The organism is Deltaproteobacteria bacterium (genome assembly GCA_022340465.1).
Taxonomy (GTDB): domain Bacteria; phylum Desulfobacterota; class Desulfobacteria; order Desulfobacterales; family B30-G6; genus JAJDNW01.
Genome location: JAJDNW010000107.1, coordinates 1 through 17281, shown reverse-complemented (window position 1 = coordinate 17281; position 17281 = coordinate 1). Strand labels below are relative to the sequence as shown.

General features: G+C 54.7%; 15 protein-coding genes. 9 read left to right on the top strand and 6 right to left on the bottom strand.

Annotated elements, in window-relative coordinates; translation table 11 throughout:
• The first annotated feature begins 157 nt into the window (after positions 1-157).
• From LJE94_15660 to LJE94_15645, 4 genes are read left to right on the top strand one after another with little or no spacing between them, the layout of a single operon-like run.
• A complete protein-coding gene (locus LJE94_15660) occupies positions 158-1045 on the top strand; it encodes a branched-chain amino acid ABC transporter permease (GenBank protein ID MCG6911542.1) in 888 nt (295 codons plus the stop codon).
• Positions 1042-2040 (top strand): branched-chain amino acid ABC transporter permease, encoded by a 999-nt coding sequence (locus LJE94_15655; GenBank protein ID MCG6911541.1) that lies wholly within the window; start codon positions 1042-1044, stop codon positions 2038-2040. The genes LJE94_15660 and LJE94_15655 overlap by 4 nt, the downstream gene beginning before the upstream one ends.
• Positions 2041-2050: 10 nt before the next feature.
• Positions 2051-2794: an ABC transporter ATP-binding protein gene (locus LJE94_15650; protein ID MCG6911540.1), complete on the top strand. Its 744-nt coding sequence runs from the start codon at positions 2051-2053 to the stop codon at positions 2792-2794.
• Positions 2794-3501, top strand: a complete 708-nt coding sequence (locus LJE94_15645; protein MCG6911539.1) for an ABC transporter ATP-binding protein — start codon at positions 2794-2796, stop codon at positions 3499-3501. Before LJE94_15650 ends, LJE94_15645 begins: the two co-directional genes overlap by 1 nt.
• A gap of 95 nt (positions 3502-3596) precedes the next feature.
• Here the strand turns inward: LJE94_15645 and LJE94_15640 are convergent, their stop codons facing one another.
• Entirely contained in the window at positions 3597-3884 is a 288-nt protein-coding gene (locus tag LJE94_15640) for a hypothetical protein (protein MCG6911538.1), read from the bottom strand.
• Positions 3860-4486, bottom strand: coding sequence for a TetR/AcrR family transcriptional regulator (locus LJE94_15635; GenBank protein ID MCG6911537.1), 627 nt, complete (start codon positions 4484-4486; stop codon positions 3860-3862). Before LJE94_15635 ends, LJE94_15640 begins: the two co-directional genes overlap by 25 nt.
• Positions 4487-5012: 526 nt before the next feature.
• On the opposite strand from LJE94_15635, the gene LJE94_15630 reads away from it, so the two are divergent.
• Positions 5013-6818 carry an acyl-CoA dehydrogenase gene (locus tag LJE94_15630; GenBank protein MCG6911536.1) on the top strand — a complete coding sequence of 602 codons (1806 nt, stop codon included), beginning with the start codon at positions 5013-5015 and terminating at the stop codon, positions 6816-6818.
• 88 nt (positions 6819-6906) lie between these two features.
• On the opposite strand, the gene LJE94_15625 is transcribed toward LJE94_15630, so the two are convergent.
• From LJE94_15625 to LJE94_15610, 4 genes are all read right to left on the bottom strand, one after another.
• Positions 6907-7170 carry a hypothetical protein gene (locus tag LJE94_15625; protein MCG6911535.1) on the bottom strand — a complete coding sequence of 88 codons (264 nt, stop codon included), beginning with the start codon at positions 7168-7170 and terminating at the stop codon, positions 6907-6909.
• A 111-nt stretch (positions 7171-7281) separates the two neighbouring features.
• Positions 7282-10104, bottom strand: coding sequence for a molybdopterin-dependent oxidoreductase (locus LJE94_15620; GenBank protein ID MCG6911534.1), 2823 nt, complete (start codon positions 10102-10104; stop codon positions 7282-7284).
• Positions 10105-10136: 32 nt separating this feature from the next.
• On the bottom strand, positions 10137-10508 hold the full coding sequence (locus tag LJE94_15615) for a response regulator (protein ID MCG6911533.1): 372 nt from the start codon (positions 10506-10508) through the stop codon (positions 10137-10139).
• Between the two features lie 365 nt (positions 10509-10873).
• Positions 10874-11188: a DUF4242 domain-containing protein gene (locus LJE94_15610; protein ID MCG6911532.1), complete on the bottom strand. Its 315-nt coding sequence runs from the start codon at positions 11186-11188 to the stop codon at positions 10874-10876.
• Positions 11189-11488: 300 nt separating this feature from the next.
• Between LJE94_15610 and LJE94_15605 the strand changes: the two genes are divergently transcribed.
• The 4 genes from LJE94_15605 (at position 11489) to LJE94_15590 (ending at position 17219) form a co-directional block, all read left to right on the top strand.
• Entirely contained in the window at positions 11489-12898 is a 1410-nt protein-coding gene (locus LJE94_15605; GenBank protein MCG6911531.1) for a sigma 54-interacting transcriptional regulator, read from the top strand.
• A 455-nt stretch (positions 12899-13353) separates the two neighbouring features.
• Positions 13354-14145 (top strand): dioxygenase, encoded by a 792-nt coding sequence (locus LJE94_15600; protein MCG6911530.1) that lies wholly within the window; start codon positions 13354-13356, stop codon positions 14143-14145.
• Positions 14146-14880: 735 nt separating this feature from the next.
• The gene (locus LJE94_15595; protein ID MCG6911529.1) at positions 14881-15894 is read left to right on the top strand and encodes a ketoacyl-ACP synthase III; all 1014 of its coding nucleotides are present in this window, start codon (positions 14881-14883) and stop codon (positions 15892-15894) included.
• A gap of 203 nt (positions 15895-16097) precedes the next feature.
• A complete protein-coding gene (locus LJE94_15590; GenBank protein MCG6911528.1) occupies positions 16098-17219 on the top strand; it encodes an MBL fold metallo-hydrolase in 1122 nt (373 codons plus the stop codon).
• Positions 17220-17281: the final 62 nt, after the last annotated feature.

Here is a 17281-nt window from a genome sequence, read left to right as displayed (position 1 = left end):
TGGTGGACGTCCAGTGGCAGGACAGCAAGCGGATTATCGTATGGCCAGAGGAAGCACAAACCGGCAAGCCCTGTTATCCCATGCCGACCTTCGCGGAGAAGGCCAAGGGGAAAAAGGCAACTCCCTAGTAATAACGGCAATATAAGGAAATGACGACATGGTGCTCGAACAACTGATCGGCAATCTGATACAGGGCCTGGTCCTCGGAGCGGTCTACGGCATGGCCACCATGGGGCTCAGCCTCATCTTCGGTGTTTTGCAGATCGTCAACGTGGGGCACGGGGCCTTTATCATGGTTGGTGCGTTTATCACGTACTGGCTGTTTACCGCCCTGGGACTCAATCCGATCTTTGCCGTGCCCATCGCTTTTGTGTTCGGGATGGCCCTGGGATTGTTGTTTTACTACACGGCCATGAAGCGGCTGATCAAAGCCCCCGAACTGGCGTCGTTGCTGGTGACATTTTCCATCGGTGTGTTGCTACAGGAAATCGTCAAGCTGATTTTTGGATCGGAATTTCGTGGGTACAACTGGGTGGTGGGTAAGATCAACCTGGGCATTACCGTGCTGCCGATGACCAAACTCTATGCCGCCATCGGAAGTGTCCTCATCGCCGTCCTGCTCTATTTGTGGTTCAACAAGACCCGCTACGGCTCCGCCATGCGCTGTGTGGTCGAAGACAGCGAAGGCGCCCGGGTGTGCGGCATCAACGTGGGCGGCGTGTATGCCATGAGTTTTGGACTGGGCATCGGCCTGACGGTGGCCAGCGGCGTTTTGCTCACCATGTTCATCCCTGTGGGCATCAACCCCTATATGGGGGGTGGCTATACCCTCAAGGCCTTTGTCATAGCCGTTCTCGGTGGGTTGGCATCGCCCTATGGGGCTTTTTTCGGCGGGCTGGTTTTCGGGTTGATCGAAAACGGCTCGTATACGCTGTTTGCCCTGATTCCCGGGGTTGAACCTTTTGCACTGACGCGGTTTTTCTCTTTCATGATATTGCTGGCCATACTTCTGGTCAGGCCAACAGGGCTTCTGAAAGCAAAATGAAAAAAGCACAAAAATATGCGCCGATTTTGCCGGTATTGATGGCCTACATCGCATTGTTCGTCGTAGGCAAGGGCATGACCGGCATGTGGCAACTGGTCGCGACTCTGCTCTTCTACTGTGCCTTGGGACAGGCGTTCAATATCTTCATGGGCATGACCGGCTATGTGGATTTCGGATATGTGGCCTTTATGGGGGTCGGTACCTACGGTATGGCCTTGACGATTACGCGATTCGCCGATTTTCAGGGTTTCGGTGTGGGTATCATCATCATCGGCTTTTTCGCCGCCCTTCTCTTTTCGACGTTGCTCTCCCTGGCGGTGGGTGCCGTGGCGCTGCGCCTCAGAGGCGCCTACTTCGCCATTGCCACCATCGGGGTCAATGAGGGGTTTCGGTTTTTGATAGAGGGCGCCAGAATCTGGAACGGTTCCGAGGGACTTATCTTTACGGCGCAACTCAATCAGATCCTCGGCAAGCAATCCGCCAGCCGGCTGGCCGTCTTTTGGGCCGATGTCATCGTTTTCGGCATCGCCATCTTTGCCGCATGTTTGACGTTGGCCTATATGCGCAGCAAGATCGGATATGCCCTTACCGCCCTGAGAGAAGATGAAGATGCCGCCAAGGTGATGGGCATCAATGTCACCAAATATAAAATTATTGCCTTTGTCACCAGTTCCTGCATCGCCGGTTTGATCGGAGCCACATCCTGGGCGTTAAAGACGCCGTATGTGTTTCCACCGGAAGTGTTTGAAATTCATTACACCATCGAAGCCATCATCATCGTTTTGCTCGGTGGGGCCGGAACCCTTTTGGGACCGATCGTGGGCGGACTCATTTACGGCATCTCGAAGTACTATCTGTCGGTAATCCTTCCCGGGTTCCAGCTGCTGATCTTCGCACCGATCATCATCGTCATTATCATCATGTTTCCCGAAGGGGTCGTGGGCGTATTCAGAAAGAAGATCAAGGGGACAAAATTGGAACGGTATTTCATGTAAGTGAGACACAATGACATTACTCAGGCTCGATAGCGTAACCAAACGGTTTGGCGGGCTGGTGGCGGTGAATCAGGTCAGCCTCGAAATCGACCATGGCCAGTTCGTCGGAATTGTGGGTCCCAACGGCAGTGGTAAGACGACCTTGTTCAATGTGATCAGCGGCGTTTTTTTCCCGGAACAGGGACATGTTTTCTTCGAAAGCAAAGATATTACCCGGCTGCCCCCCTATAAAAGGGCCCCTTTGGGGATCGGCCGAACCTTTCAGATCCCGCGACCGTTTGCGTCGGCAACGGTGAGAGAAAATATTGCCGTGGGCGCCATGTTCGGCACGTTGAGTCATCGCGTCAATGTGGAAGAATCTCTCGAGATCGCCGATCAAACCATCGAACGCGTCGGCCTGCAGGATCATAAAGACAAGGTTGCCGGCGGATTGACGCCTGTCGAAAAAAAACTCATGGAAATCGGTCGCGCGCTGGCCATGAAACCCAAGCTGCTGCTGATGGATGAAGCCATGGCCGGCATGCATCCCAATGATATCGATGACATTGTGTCGCTGATCAAGCGGATCGCGAAGGAAGAGCAGATCGCCATCGTCGCCATGGTGGAGCATATCATGCGGGCGGTGGTCGGAATGGCCGAGAAGGTCATTGTTTTGCACCGGGGTGCAAAAATCGTTGACGCCCCCACCAAGGAGGCATTGGAGAATCCGAAGGTGGTCGATGTGTACCTGGGGCGTCCAACAAAGGAGTCGTAATGCTCATCGTCAAAGATCTCGAATCCGGATATGGCCCCATGCAGGTGCTATGGAAACCGAGTCTCACGGTCAAGGCTGGATCCATCACCTCTCTGCTGGGACCCAACGGCGCCGGAAAAAGTACCCTGCTCGCAACGGTTTTCGGCTCGGTGGCGCCTTGGGGAGGCGTGGTGCAATACGCCGATGAAGACGTTACCCAGCTTCCCACCCATAAAAAAGTGGACAGGGGCATCGCCCTGGTGCCCGAAGGCAAACACTTGTTTCCAAACATGACGGTTTTGGAAAATCTCATGATGGGGGCGTATTTAAAAAAAGCGCTGGCCCACAGGGATGAATCCATGGAGTTGGTGTATACGCTCTTTCCCCGGCTCAAGGAGAGACGTAGCCAGACGGCGGGGTCGTTGAGCGGCGGTGAACAGCAGATGGTCACCATCGCCAGGGCCTTGATGACCAAACCCAGGCTCATCATGTTGGACGAGCCCAGCCAGGGGCTGGCACCGTTGCTGGTGGGAGAGGTCTTTGAGACCATTCAAAAGATGAAGGAGGAAATCGGGTTGACGGTTTTGTTGATCGAACAAAATGCCGATGCCTCCCTGAATGCAGCGGATTACGTCTACATCATGCATGAGGGACAAGTCAAAGCCGAGGGCACTTCCCAAGAGATCAAAGCATCCGCAGATATCAGAGAGACATTCCTTGGAATATGACTTATTCGCCACTTACGGCGGTGGCTGCAAGCGAAAACAGGTCGATAGCGCGGTGTTCACTTCCCGCATTTTGTCGAAAGGTTTGTCCGGAAAAATCAGCCAGCGCAGCGCCAGGTGAATAAAGGTGCCGATAAACATGTTTTGGACACCCGGGCGTTGAGTTCGCTGCTGAACACCCCCTGTGATTTGCCCTCCTCGACGACCTCCACAAGGGTATTCTGATATTCGAAAAAGCTGGCATAGGCTTCCGAGTCGTAAAAATGATGGTTGAGCAGCATGTCGAAGATGAACACCTTCAAAAATTCCCTGTTTTTTGAAAAGATCGAAAAATGGAGCCTGAGGATTTTGCGTAGCTTGCTCAGGGGGTCTTGATTTGAAAGGATTCTCTGAGGTCCCTGTTCAGCCGTTCAATTCTAAATTTTGAGACCGACAGCAGCAAATCTTCCTTGTTTTCGAAATAATCGTAGATCGATCCTTCCGCAACGCCCGCGCGTTTGGCAATTTCCGATATTCTGGCCTTGTTGAAGCCGAATTCGGCGAACACCTTTTCCGCCGTTTCGATGATTTTCTGCCGTTTGGTCACATGTTTCCGGGCAACACCCGTTTCGATCATGCGCAACAGAATAAACAAGATGTCGTGCCAGTCATCCGTGCTCTTTTCGACATCGCGCACCAGCACGCAGCCGATGGCTTCCGCATCCAGGGTGCCGTAGATGATTTCACGGATCAGCCTGATGTCGACATCGTTGCGAAAGACGTCGTCCTCGACGTCTTTACGTAAAATATGGCCGCGGATTTTCGCATGTTCACGATTCAGTTCATAGGCCGGCGTCTTGTAGAATTCAATGCTGGAGCGGTAATCGAAGACAAGGTTGCGTGCGTATTCCCGGTGATTGTCGTTGTATTGCAGGCCGTAACAGATGAATTTGCTCAATCTCGATTTTGGGTCGAGGATCCCTTCGAGCTGATCTTTCAATGCGAAAATCGAGGCTTTGAGATGCTTTTCGGCGACACTGAAGACCAGCCCGTTCTTGCCGTTGAAGTGCGGAATGGGGTGTCTATTTGTGTTGGCGTCTAATTACGGACTATAAAATGATTGCTCAAGGCTATAAACGAATTAAATTCAAGACGTCGAGCGTAAGGGAACAAATGATAACCATCATAATAAAATAAATTGAAAAATATTGACACAAAATCAGCCTGTTTTTAATCATTTATATTATTCATTTTGAAGGGCAATCCGTTTCCTGTTACTATTTTCTCCTGAGCATTCTCAAACCACCGTTTAGAAGGGAAGAACATCATGTTTAGGGGGGCCGACTGCCAGGGACGCGCGGGTGTTCTCCATCGGCGGTGGCACCTGTGAGATAATGCATCAGGTGATTGCCAAGCAGATGAAATTGTGAGATTGTAACTCAAATCAGGCACAATCTATGTCCTAAATTGAACTTAGGTATATGTAAAACCCCATGAAAGCATGGGTGCCAATATGAAGAAAGGGGAGATGGTAAATGGCAAAGAAGTATTTTAGCGACCGCAACCTGAAGTTCTTACTGTACGAGGTCTTCGACACGGAAGCCCTGACCCGCTACGAGTACTATGGCGATCACAACAGGAAGACGTTCGACCTGGTGTTGGATTCCGCCGGCAAGATCGCCAAGGATTTGTTGTGGCCCATTTTCGAAGAGATGGACCGCCGGCCGCCGGAGCTCAGCGACGGTACCATCAAGGTGCATCCCGACGTCAGGAAAATCCTGCGGGAGTTCGGCGAGGGGGGCTGGATATCCACCATCGTGCCCTACGACCTGGACGGCGAGCAGCTGCCCCACGTCATCGCCTATGCCTGCCAGTTCATCTTCATGGCGGCCAACTACTCGGGGGCGACATACAGCGGCCTCTGCGACGGGGCTGCCCGGCTGATCGAAAACTTCGGCGGCAAGGCGCTCTACGAGCGCTACGTGCCCAACATGCGGGCGGGGATCTGGCAGGGCACGATGGCCCTCACCGAACCCGAAGCCGGCAGCTCCCTGGCGGACATCACCACGATCGCCGCCCCCACCAAAAAAGATCACTATCTGATCAAGGGCCAGAAGATTTTCATCTCCGCCGGCGACCACGATGCGGCGGACAATGTCGTGCACCTGCTTTTGGCGAAAATCGAGGGCGCCCCCTCCGGGGTCAGGGGCATCTCTCTCTTCGTGGTTCCCAAAAAACGCATCGAAGACGGGGGGCGCCTGGTACCCAACGACGTCAGCACTTCCGGCGTCTACCACAAGCTGGGCTACCGGGGCTGCCCCATCGCCCAGCTCAGCTTCGGGGACAGGGACGACTGCCGGGGCTGGCTGGTGGGGGAGCCGCACCAGGGGTTGCGATACATGTTTCAGATGATGAACGAAGCCAGAATCGGCGTCGGCCTGGGGGCCATTGCCATGGCCACGGCCGCTTACTATGCTTCCCTGGAGTATGCCCGGGAAAGGAAGCAGGGGCGCAGGATCGGCCAGAAGGACCCGAACCTGCCCCCGGTGCCGATCATCGAGCACGCCGATGTCAAGCGCATGCTGCTTTTTCAGCGGGCCGTCGTGGAAGGGTCGCTTTCACTGGCGATCCAGTGCAGTCAGTATGTCGACCTGATGACGGTCTCCGGCGGGGCGGAAAAACAGAAATACAGTCTGCTGCTGGACCTGTTGACGCCGGTTGTCAAAAGCTATCCCTCGGAAATGGGCATCCAGTCCATCAGCCAGGGGCTGCAGTGCTTCGGCGGATCGGGGTTTTGTGACGACTATCCCCTGGAGCAGTATTACCGGGATTGCCGGATTCACCCCATCCACGAAGGCACCACCGGCATCCAGGGCGCCGACCTGTTGGGCCGCAAAATCATCATGTACGAAGGCAAAGCCTATGAACTCTATCTTGACGAGGTCGGCCGGGCCATTGTGGACGCCAGCGACGTTCCGGCCCTGAGCGCCTATGCCCGGCAGCTGGCCGATGCCGTGGAAGCGCTCAAGACACTGACCGAACAGCTGCAGGCGGTCGCTATGGAAAAGGGCGCCGAGGTCTATCTGGCCGATGCGACCCTGTACCTGGAGTATTTCGGCATCATCTGCATCGCCTGGCAGTGGCTGCTTCAGGGACTGGTCGTCCAAAAGGCGCTGGACGGCAAGTGCCGTAAAAAGGACGAACGCTTCTACCGCGGAAAGTTCGCCGCCATGCAGTACTTCTATGCCTACGAGCTTCCCAAAACCATGGGGCTGGCCGCGCGCTTGAAGAACGCCGACGGCCTGACGGTCAGCCTGCAGCCGGAATGGTTTGACGACTAGGCCGTAAACTCTTTGCTGAAACCAGTACCGGGCCCTATGGGCCCGGTATTTGCTATTCACCTATGAGATTCGAGTCATCCAAAAAAAATCAATCGCATTCGGGGGTCCGGTCCCCTGCAGGAATTTCTTCCCCAGGAGCCCAGGTGTCGAAATCGTCCGGCGTGATGTATTCTCCTTTGTGAGTCGGACGGTTCACCCACACGACCCGGGTGTAGCAGTCACCGTCTTCCCGGAACAGCTTGTGCGGCAGTTTCAGCTGAGCCTTTTCGGCCGTCGTTCTGGTTCTGTGCACCGAGATGACTCTCTTTTTACGATGGGTCGGGTCGAATTCATCGCATATCAAGGCATACATGACGTCACCTCCTTTGCCACTGCATTGACAGGGCCCTTCAGGCTTTTGCAACGTTGAGACACCCTTTTCCCCCGCTGACATATCCTAAGCACGCCACCGGTTGCGGCCGGATCAGATTTTTTCGATCCGTGTTTTGATATACTTGAACAGGGGCGTCCCCCCCATCTCCTCGGTCATATTGGGTTTCTGTATCCCGGGTGGATTTTTACCGCCAAACTGGGGGAACTTGGGGTCACCCTCGAGACCGCGGCTGTGACCGAAACCACCGGGGGCACCCAAAATGCCCGGCATGATGTCCCACGTGGGATTTGCTTTCATCTCGACCTCACCCCAGGGCGATTTCAGCCGCACAACTTCTCCTTCATCTATCTTTAAGTCATGGGCATCCATTTTATTGATCCACAATTCATTGGAGCCCTTGGTTTTCATCAGTGAGTAGTTGTTGAACGTGGACGAATGCTCGTGTTGAAATATCCGGAAGTTGCCGAAGTGAAACGGGTACGCCGCATCGGTGGCCAGGTCCGGGGCGCCGTCGTGATGATCGGGCAGCGGGTCCACTCCTTTTTCCTGGGCGACCGGATTTAAAAAGTTGTATTTTCCGGTCTTGGTGTTTCCCGAAGAACCGTACCCTTCAGGCGGGTTCAGCGATCCCCATTTCTTGTACTTGTAGTACTCGGCCTTGTCCGTGACAACGAATCCATTTTCCTTGAGCTGCTCCAGGGTGCAGGGCAGTCCTTGCAGTTGGTTCTCGAAGGCTTCATCTATATTTTTCCACGGAAAATATTGCTCCAGGCCCATCCGCCTGGCCAGTTCGATCGTGATCCAGTACATGGGCTTCGAGTTGAAAAGCGGCTCGACCACCTCGGCCCAATAGCTGATTTGGGCCTCGTAAAGCCAATCGGGCTTGATCTGGCTCTGTTCGAGCCATGTGCTGTCAGGCAGCACCACGTCGCAAAGCAAGGCTGTATTGCACATGAAAGCGTCGATACACACCTTGAACTTCATCTTCTCGATGGCTTCAGTGGTGGCCGCCTCGTTCCCCCAACTCAATACCGGATCGCCGAAGTAGCACACCATACCTTCGAGACTTCCGGATTCAACATCGTCCAGCAAATAGGCCGGCGCCCACCCGGACCACATCCGAAGTTTGTTCAGTTTAGGTGCATTGCCTTTGGGCGGCTTCTCCTGGCCGTTTCCCCAGGCCGGCTTCAATTTGCGCTTGAAGGGGAGAGACGGGCCCCCCGGCGAATCGAAGGTGCCGCACAAGCCGTTTAATGCCTGCAATGCGGCCGTTGCGTACATACCATTGGGAACCTGGGCCAGGCCGGTCCATGACATAGCCCCCTTTGCCGTGGCTTTTGCAAACTCGAGGGCGATCCGTTCGATAGTTTCGGCCGGGACACCGCTGATTTTCGATGCCCAGGATGGCGTCCTGGGGGTGTCGTCATCCTCTCCCATCAGCCGTTTCTTGAATTCATCGAATCCGGTGGTCCAGTTGCTCACAAATTCTCTGTCGTAAAGACTGTTTTTAATGATCACATAGCACATGGCCAGTGCTACGGCGGCATCCGTCGATGGCTTGATCGGTATCCACTCGGTTGCCAAAGCCGCGGTTTCCGAGCGCCGCGGATCGAGCACTACCAGCTTGGCTCCCCGGGCTACGGCCGCCTTCAGTTGGGCCGTTTTTCGCTGCCCGTATGACGTGGCCAGTTCATTCATACCGAAATGGAGGATGTAATCGGCTTCCTGGTAATTGATCCATGGCCGTTTGTCGTTCAGATTGTGCTCGTTCGACATGCGGTTGGCATTGTCGCACATGGGGCGGTGGGTGGTTTTGGGACATCCCAGGTGATCGAAAAGGGCCTCATGCACCCAGTTGGCAAAATCATTGCCGCGCATGTACCCTATCCTGGCCGGGTCCATTGTCTTGAACGCCCCGACGATTTTATCCAGGGCCTCATCCCACGATGCCTTGCGGAATCGGCCCTCCTCCTTGATGAGCGGCGACTTGAGCCGGTAAGCCGAGTAAACGTGATGTCTCGAAGACGCTCCCTTGGGACACAGCCGTCCGCCGCCTTTGATGTCTCCCTGCAGGCCGGCGGTCGACATCAGCACACCGTCGTTGAGCTTGGCGGTCATGCCGCAAAGCGCCCCGCAGGCGTAGCAATGGGTCGGGATGGTTTGGGCCGGCAAGGGGTCGATAACGCCGGGTTGGAGAAGAAACGACTCCCGGGCAAGGGGCAGATCTTTCAGGATCTTGCCTATCAGGATTAAATCGGCCTCGGGGTCCAGTATGGGGGACGCTTCAGGCGGTACCGATGCCAAATGCGCCACAAAAAGGTAACTGAGAGTAAACTCGGCCAGGGCTTTGTAAAAGCCGGATTTGTCGGCGGAATGGAGGACGGCACAATATTCCGTCCGCCAGGCGATGTGCCGCCGGCCGAAATCACGCCGGATTTCAGCTGCGTATTTGTCGCCGGCCGCTTCCCGCCGGTTCAGTTCGGCCAGAAAGTCGAACTGGACCGAAATGTGATCTTCCGGTTCGGGATAGTCGGGATCCTTGTGCAACCCGTTTTTTCTCAACACGTCGCGCATCAGAAACAGCGGTTTTCCATACAGGGTGGGCTCCCTGTCGGCATAAAAGGACTCATAGGGAAATACCGGGTTGTCGCCCGCATTGAGAAATAGGTCCGCATATTCAAATTTAAGCCCCTTGTAAGTGTCCAAACCGGAGCTGTCCAAAAACTCGAACAGTGATCTGGTGGCTTGGGCCATTTCTTTGCTGTAGAAACTTTCCGAAGCTTTTTTCAAGGCTCTAAGAAAGGTATCGGATTTCATTGCATCGTAGAGTTCCGGGCTCAGTTCGTCTGCATATACGGTTGCCAAAAACCGTTGAATGGAAAATCTTGCCAGGGCCAGTTCTTTTTCTTTCATGGTCTCCTCCATTTCAGGATAAGGGGTCGCGCTTAGATGTTGAGACTGCCTTTGATGGTGCTTTTCCCTTTTAAAAGGGCGCGCTTGAGGCAGGCATCCAACTCCTCTTTGACGACGGGTTTGAATAAAAAGGAGCAGGGCGCCCATCTCAGCGCCCGGCGCACTTCCATGATATCGGGAGCGTCGCAGAAAAGAACGACCTTGAAACTGGGCGATATCTCCCTGAGGTGCCTGATCATGTCGATACCTTCCGGTCCTGAAAGCAGGGCAATATCGACTTTATTTCCTCTGGCGAAGTCGATGGCTTCTCCGGAATCGTGGAAGGATGTTACCTCATGCCCCAGAGTTTCCGCCACATCCCATTTCATGTCGGGATTTGCATCGTAAGTGATTATTTTAGCCAAAATTGACCTCCTTCGCGGTGATGATTTGGTGAGTACCCATTGGAGATTTTTCCTCTACGCAATTATCTCTTTCTACATCGGTTACTATATGTCGGTTTCGGTTGAAATTTTGAAAGCAGGCTGCCCATTATTTTTGCAGGGCGGCACAGGATGAATATCCTGCAGTGCAGGTACAAAAAAAGCACCGTTTTAAAATGCCGCCTTGAAAAAATAATGGGCAGCCGTGCGCTCGAATCGGAATATTTTCCGGAAACGACTCTAACGTCATGGCCTGGCAGATCGATTCGTTTTTCTGGAGAACCTTTTTACCGCTCGATGTTAGGAAATCATTTCTTCTGGAGGTTTCAAAAGGCGGTCTCCTCTTGTCAGTTGCCCTTTGTGGAGGCGGTTTCTTCGGCTACCAGGTGTTTTTCCCATTCCTCGCCCCAGAGGTCCGGTACCGTTTCCTTGACCTCAACGACTGATTCCCAGCCGACCTCCAGATTTGTAAAGATTTTCTTCAATTCCTCTTCGCTCGGAGCCAGCCATATGCAGTAGCGCATATTTTTTTCCTCATTGTAACAGGTCCGAACCCACGTGGCTTTTTCGACGCGGGCCAATTTTCGCCAATTGGCCTGCACGGTCTTAAAATCGAGGTCCGGGTCATGGTGATACGCCATAAATCGTTTCATTTTTTCCATTTTAAACCCCCTTTCTTCCCGATGGACTTGCGGCATCGGCCTCCGGAGCATGGCTTACCCTGACTTATACTCAATCAATAATCGTGCCACATGCCCCGGCGCTGTTTTTAAAGTGCGTGCGCCAAATCCTAACACCTTGTGAGCAAAAGCAAAAATATATCGAAAGAATGCACGGCATCATTGGAAAGGATAAAATTGTCCTGGGATTTGACAGGGCGATCGGGCATCGGCTATAGTAGCGGTGGCATAAGGTGGCGCTACTGTAGCGCCACCTGCAGGCAGCCAAGGATGAGAAATGACATGAAAAAACTGTTTCAGGAGATCCACGACAGCGTGTTCGTTAAAATGCTGCTGGAATCCATCGGCGATGGGGTGTTCGCCCTCGACATCAACGGACGGATTATATCCTGGAATCCGGCGATGGTGCATATCACCGGCTACAGGGAAAACGAGGCCGTGGGCAGAAGCTGTGGACTGTTGGGCCTGAGTCAGTGCTTCGGCAAGGCCTGCCCGAACGGTTTCACGGAGTGCGGCATTATCGACAAGGGTGAAATCGGACCGGTGGAGTGCCTGCTGCGACACAAAGACGGCCACGCCGTTCCGGTGATCAAGAATGCCAGGGTCATCAAACATGACGACGGGACCGTCGAAGGCATTGTGGAAGCGGTGACGGATCTGTCGGAGTTGCACAACGCCAGGCTTAAAATGGAGGAGGCCGCCCTTCGTCTCAGCAAGTTGAACCGGTTCAGCGGAATTATCGGCAAAAGCCGGGCTATGGAAAATGTGTTTGCCTCCATCAAGGCTTCCGCCGAAAGCGAGGTCGCGGTATTGATCCAGGGAGAGAGCGGAACGGGTAAAGAACTCGTGGCCTGTGCCGTACACGCCTGCAGCGAGCGAAAAGAAAAACAGTTGATAACCGTCAACTGCAGCGCTCTGCCGGAGTCTTTGCTGGAGAGCGAGCTTTTCGGCCACATAAAAGGGGCGTTCACCGGCGCGATACGCGGCCGCACAGGGCGTTTCGAGGAGGCCGACGACGGAACGATTTTCCTTGACGAAATCGGTGAAATAAGCCCGCTGATACAGATCAAATTGCTGCGTGTATTACAGCAGAAAGAGATCGAGCGCGTGGGCGAGTCCATCAAAAGGAAGATCAATATTCGCATTATTGCCGCAACGAATAGGGACCTGTATCAACTGGTAAAAGAGGGCCGTTTTCGTGAGGACCTGTATTACCGGCTGAAGGTGTTTCCTATTCACCTCCCCCCTTTGCGAAAACGCATGGACGACATCCCGCTTTTGGTCAATCACTTTATCGAGCTCAACAATAAACACACGGGCAAGCGGATTCAGGGCGTCTCACAGCCTGCCATGAGCATTATCATGAATTACCACTGGCCCGGGAATGTGCGCGAACTGGAGAATTCAATCGAACATGCATTCGTTCTCTGCGACAGGAACAGAATCGATGTGCTCGACCTTCCCGGGGAGGTGAGGCGAAAAAGAAAGGATGATGATTGTTTCGAATCGTACGATGCCTCCAAAAGACCGTACGTGCCGGGAGGGAAACTCGCGCGTGACACCCTGCTTCACCTTCTGGATGAGTGTGACTGGAATAAAGCCGAAGTCGCACGCAGGGTCGGGTTGAGCAGGGCTTCGATCTGGAAGTACATGAAAAAATGGCGTATTCCGAATAAAAAACCTTCCCCTTAGACTTCCCACGTATCGCAATCGAAATCGGGAAGGGGTCGTTTGGACAAGGAGGACGCAGAAAATGATTATCGACGTAGCTGAAGAGCCGGGGAGTTTTAGATTAGAACCCTCGTCATTCCGGCGCAGGAGGCTGTGTCGCAATCCGCTTTGGCAGGGTAAAAACCCTGCGCTACATGATCGGGCAACAGATGGATAGAACCAAACTGTGTATAATCAAACGGTTATCAATGTAGACCAGGGCTTTAGCCCTGAAAAATTTTCCTGGTAGCACTATTGGGTGAATAATGACACAGCCTCGCAGGCAGGGATAGGGATCCAGGGCATATGGCTAATAGCTTTCTGGATCCCTGCCCAGGCTGAAACCAGTGCCGGGTCCTACGGGGTCGGGTAGCGACAGCAGGAGCAATTGTGCGATGGAGCCTTCGAACGGTACGACGCATCAGGATGGGGCCGATATGCAAGCCCAGATAATCTATTTCTCCCATGGCGGAGGACCCTTGCCCCTGCTGGGCGATGCCGGCCATAGGGAGATGGTGGCTTTCATGCGCCGGCTGCCGGAGCAGCTGCGCAAGCCCGAGGCGATTCTGGTCGTCAGCGCTCACTGGGAAGAACCCGCCGCCACCCTCCTGGGCGCTCCGACGCCTTCGCTGTTCTATGATTACTACGGCTTTCCGGACGAAGCCTACCGGGTCACCTATCCGGTGCCCGGCAGCCCGGTGCTGGCCGAACGCATAGCCGCATTACTGGACCGCAACGAGATTCGGGCCGGCGTCGATTTGCAGCGCGGCTTCGACCACGGCCTCTTCATCCCCTTGAAGTTGATGTATCCCGAGGCAGATATCCCCGCGCTTCAGCTGTCGTTGGTGCGCGGGTTGGACCCGGCCGCTCATCTTGCGCTTGGCAAGGCATTGCGCGAATTGAGGGCCGAAAATATTTTGGTCGTCGGCTCCGGCTTTTCGTTTCACAACATGCGTGCTTTTGTATGGGACGGCAACGAGGTCCCCGATGCCGCCAACGACGAATTTCAGGATTGGCTGATGGAGACCTGCACAGGCACCCTGCCCGGCACCGAACGGGAACAGCGGCTGAGGGAGTGGGAAAAGGCGCCGTCGGCGCGTTACTGTCACCCGCGCGAGGAGCACTTGCTGCCGCTCCACGTTTGTGCGGGCATGGCGGATAAGCCGGGCAGCGTCGTTTTTGACGACTACATCCTGGGCAAGCGCGCGGTTGCGTTTTTGTGGCAGTGAACGCAACCCGCTATATAATTCCGAAGTTGAGCGATTGTCGATGTTGGCGCATATACAAGGGAGATGCTGTTTCGCTATAGTGGACTCTGTGGTATAGCTTCTGACGCCATAGATTTAGGTTCGATCGGCAATCCCAATGGGTTTCAAATTTTAAGAATAAAAAGGGCTATAATCCTCTGAAACTAAATATATTCTATTCATTTTTACCATTTTAAACGCTCATCGTAGGTAATGATCTCTCGCCCCCTTCGGTAGCGTTTGTGGAGAGCGCAGAGAAATTGCATATAATGCTAGGATGCTGGGAGGCTGATTATCGAACAGCAGCGTGATAGCATTCAGGTTTCCGAGGGTTCAAGAGGGCAAGTGATCCAGTGGCCCAGTGTTAGGTGTTGAGTGATTACGTGTTAAGTGGCTTTAGGCATGAGACGATTTGTTTTTTTCAGGGCTGAAGCCCTGGACTACACAGCATAAAGCCTACGGCTAGGTAACGCAGGGTTTCAACCCTGCATGCGCCTGTGACCTCTATGGTCTTACCCTCGGATCCTTGAATCTTTGACCCCCTGGGCCCTCTATTTATTGAACCGAGATAGCGAGCGCATTCCCTGCAGCTTGCTGCAGGGTAAGCGAGCGAATCATAATTGGTAGAATTCCTTACGGTGAAGATTCCCCTTAAGCTTGCTGCGGGGAGTGTTCAATTTAGATATTGGGATTTAACTGTTTCAAGAGGTGTTACCAATGCCTTTGCGATCACCCGACAACACGACGTCCATCCGTATTGCAGGCACCGGATCGTATGTCCCTCCAAGGGTGCTGTCGAATGCCGGTTTGCAGGAAATGGGGCTGAATACCTCCGATGAGTGGATTCGTAAAAGGACCGGTATAAAGGAAAGAAGGATCGCCGATCCTGACATGGCGACGTCCGACCTGGCGTACGAAGCGGCTGTCGAAGCGCTGGACGACGCGGGGTTGTCAGCCGCCGATCTGGATCTCATCATTCTCGCCACGATAACCCCGGACACGTGTTGCCCGTCAGGTGCCAACTGGCTGCAGAGCCGGCTCAACGCCGTGCAGGCCGTCACATTCGACATCACGGCGGCCTGTTCGGGATTTATCTTCGGATTGAACGTGGCCGAACAGTACCTCCGGTCCGGGGCATGCAAATACGTCATGGTCGCCGCTTCCGAAACCATGAGCCGAACGCTGGACTGGACAGACAGGACGAGTTGCATTCTCTGGGGAGACGGCGCCGGGGCGGCCATTTTGACAGGGGGCGACCGGGGGCCGGAAATTCTGTCGACCCACCTGCACACCGATGGGGAAAAAGGACAGGATTTGCTCCTTCCGGGAGGCGGGTCGAAAACCACCCCCATTTCGCACACTAGTGTGGATCAGGGGCTGCATTTCTTAAAGCTGATCGAAGCCAAATACAGCTTCCGGGTGGCGGTGCGCTATTTCGTCGAGGCCATCGAAGAAGCCTCCGAATACAACCGGATACCGATCGACAGGTTCGACTGGTTTATCCCGCACCAGGCAAACCTGCGGATGTTTCAGGCCATGGCGGGCAAGCTGAAAGTGCCCATGGAAAAATTTTATGTCACGCTCGACCGTTATGGCAACATCTCCTCGGCATCCTGTGCCATCGCCTTGAACGAAGCCGTGCGCGACAACAGTATCCGACCCGGGCAGTTGATCTGCATGCCCGTGTTCGGCGGCGGCTTGACCTGGGGGAGTGCGGTTATCCGGTGGTGAAACGAGATGCACGTTTTACGTGTTGCGTTTCAGGTGTCAGGTTTTAAGGTGCGTTACGCTTTTATCAGGGCTGAAGCCCTGTTCTACGCTGTCAATAGCGTGCGGCCATGTAGCGCAGGGATTTATCCCTGCCGACCTCTGGTTCCTTTAATTCCCCCGCCCGACTTGATTTTCCAGGCAATACGACCTAGATTGATCCTGTTATGAAAACCAACCGCTATCATATTGTCGCCGTACTCATCGCTCTGACCCTGATCCTGGTCCTGGGAAGCTGCGTCATGGCCCCGCCACCCTTTGACGAGCAAAAGTGGCATGCAATCGTCGAGGGCCAGGATGCCGCGGCCCTGTACGCCGCCAACCGGAAGGGCGGGGTCTTTTTCAACCCCTGGAACCCCATGAAGGAAAAAGCCTTCGGCCGGGTTCTGCGCTGGGGGTTCACCAAAAAGGCCGCCTACACCCAGGAGGAGAAAACCTTCCTGCCCGCCGTTCGCCCGGATCTTCCCCGGCGCATCGCCTCTCTCGAGGGCAGGGACTACATTGCCTGGATCGGCCACGCCAGCTTTCTCATGCGCATCGACGGCACCTTCTGGCTGACCGACCCCATGCTCTCCAAAAGGGCCCTGCTCCCGGCGCGGCGGACACCGCCGGCTCTGGACATGGCGTTCCTTGCGGGCATCACGGACCCTGTCAACGTGGTCATTTCCCACAACCACTACGACCACCTGGACAAGGCTACCATTCAGGCGCTGCCCGGCCACGCGCGTGTGTTCGTGCCTTTGGGGCTGGGGAATCTGGTGCGGGAATTTCACGACGGCCAGGTCCGGGAAATGGACTGGTGGGAGCGCCTGGACGTGGGCGGCGGGATCGTTCTTACCTGCCTGCCTGCGCAGCACTGGTCCCGCCGGATCGGCCAGGGCTTCAACACCACCCTGTGGGCCAGCTACCTTTTGGAATCCGGGGATGTGTCCGTTTATTACGCGGGGGACAGTGGCTATTTCGCAGGCTACCGGGAGATCGGCAGGCGCTTTCCCGGCATCGACTACGCCCTGATGCCCCTGACCGCCTACCATCCGCGCTGGTTCATGCACTACACGCACATGAATGCCGAAGAATCGATCCGGGCCTTCCAGGATCTCGGCGCCGGTGTGTTCATTCCCACCCAGTGGGGCGCCTTCCACCTGGGCGACAATCCCCCCGGCTTCCCCGTGCTGGACCTCAGACGCACCCTCGAGCGCTTGGGGCTGGACCCGGATCCCTACCTGGTCATGGAGATCGGCGAGGTCGCATTGCTCTCCGGGCAGACAGAGCCGGCCACGGCAAAATAGGCCCGCGGCTGAGTTATCTCACCGATTATTTCACTCACCCCTCAATACGATGAGGCTGGGAA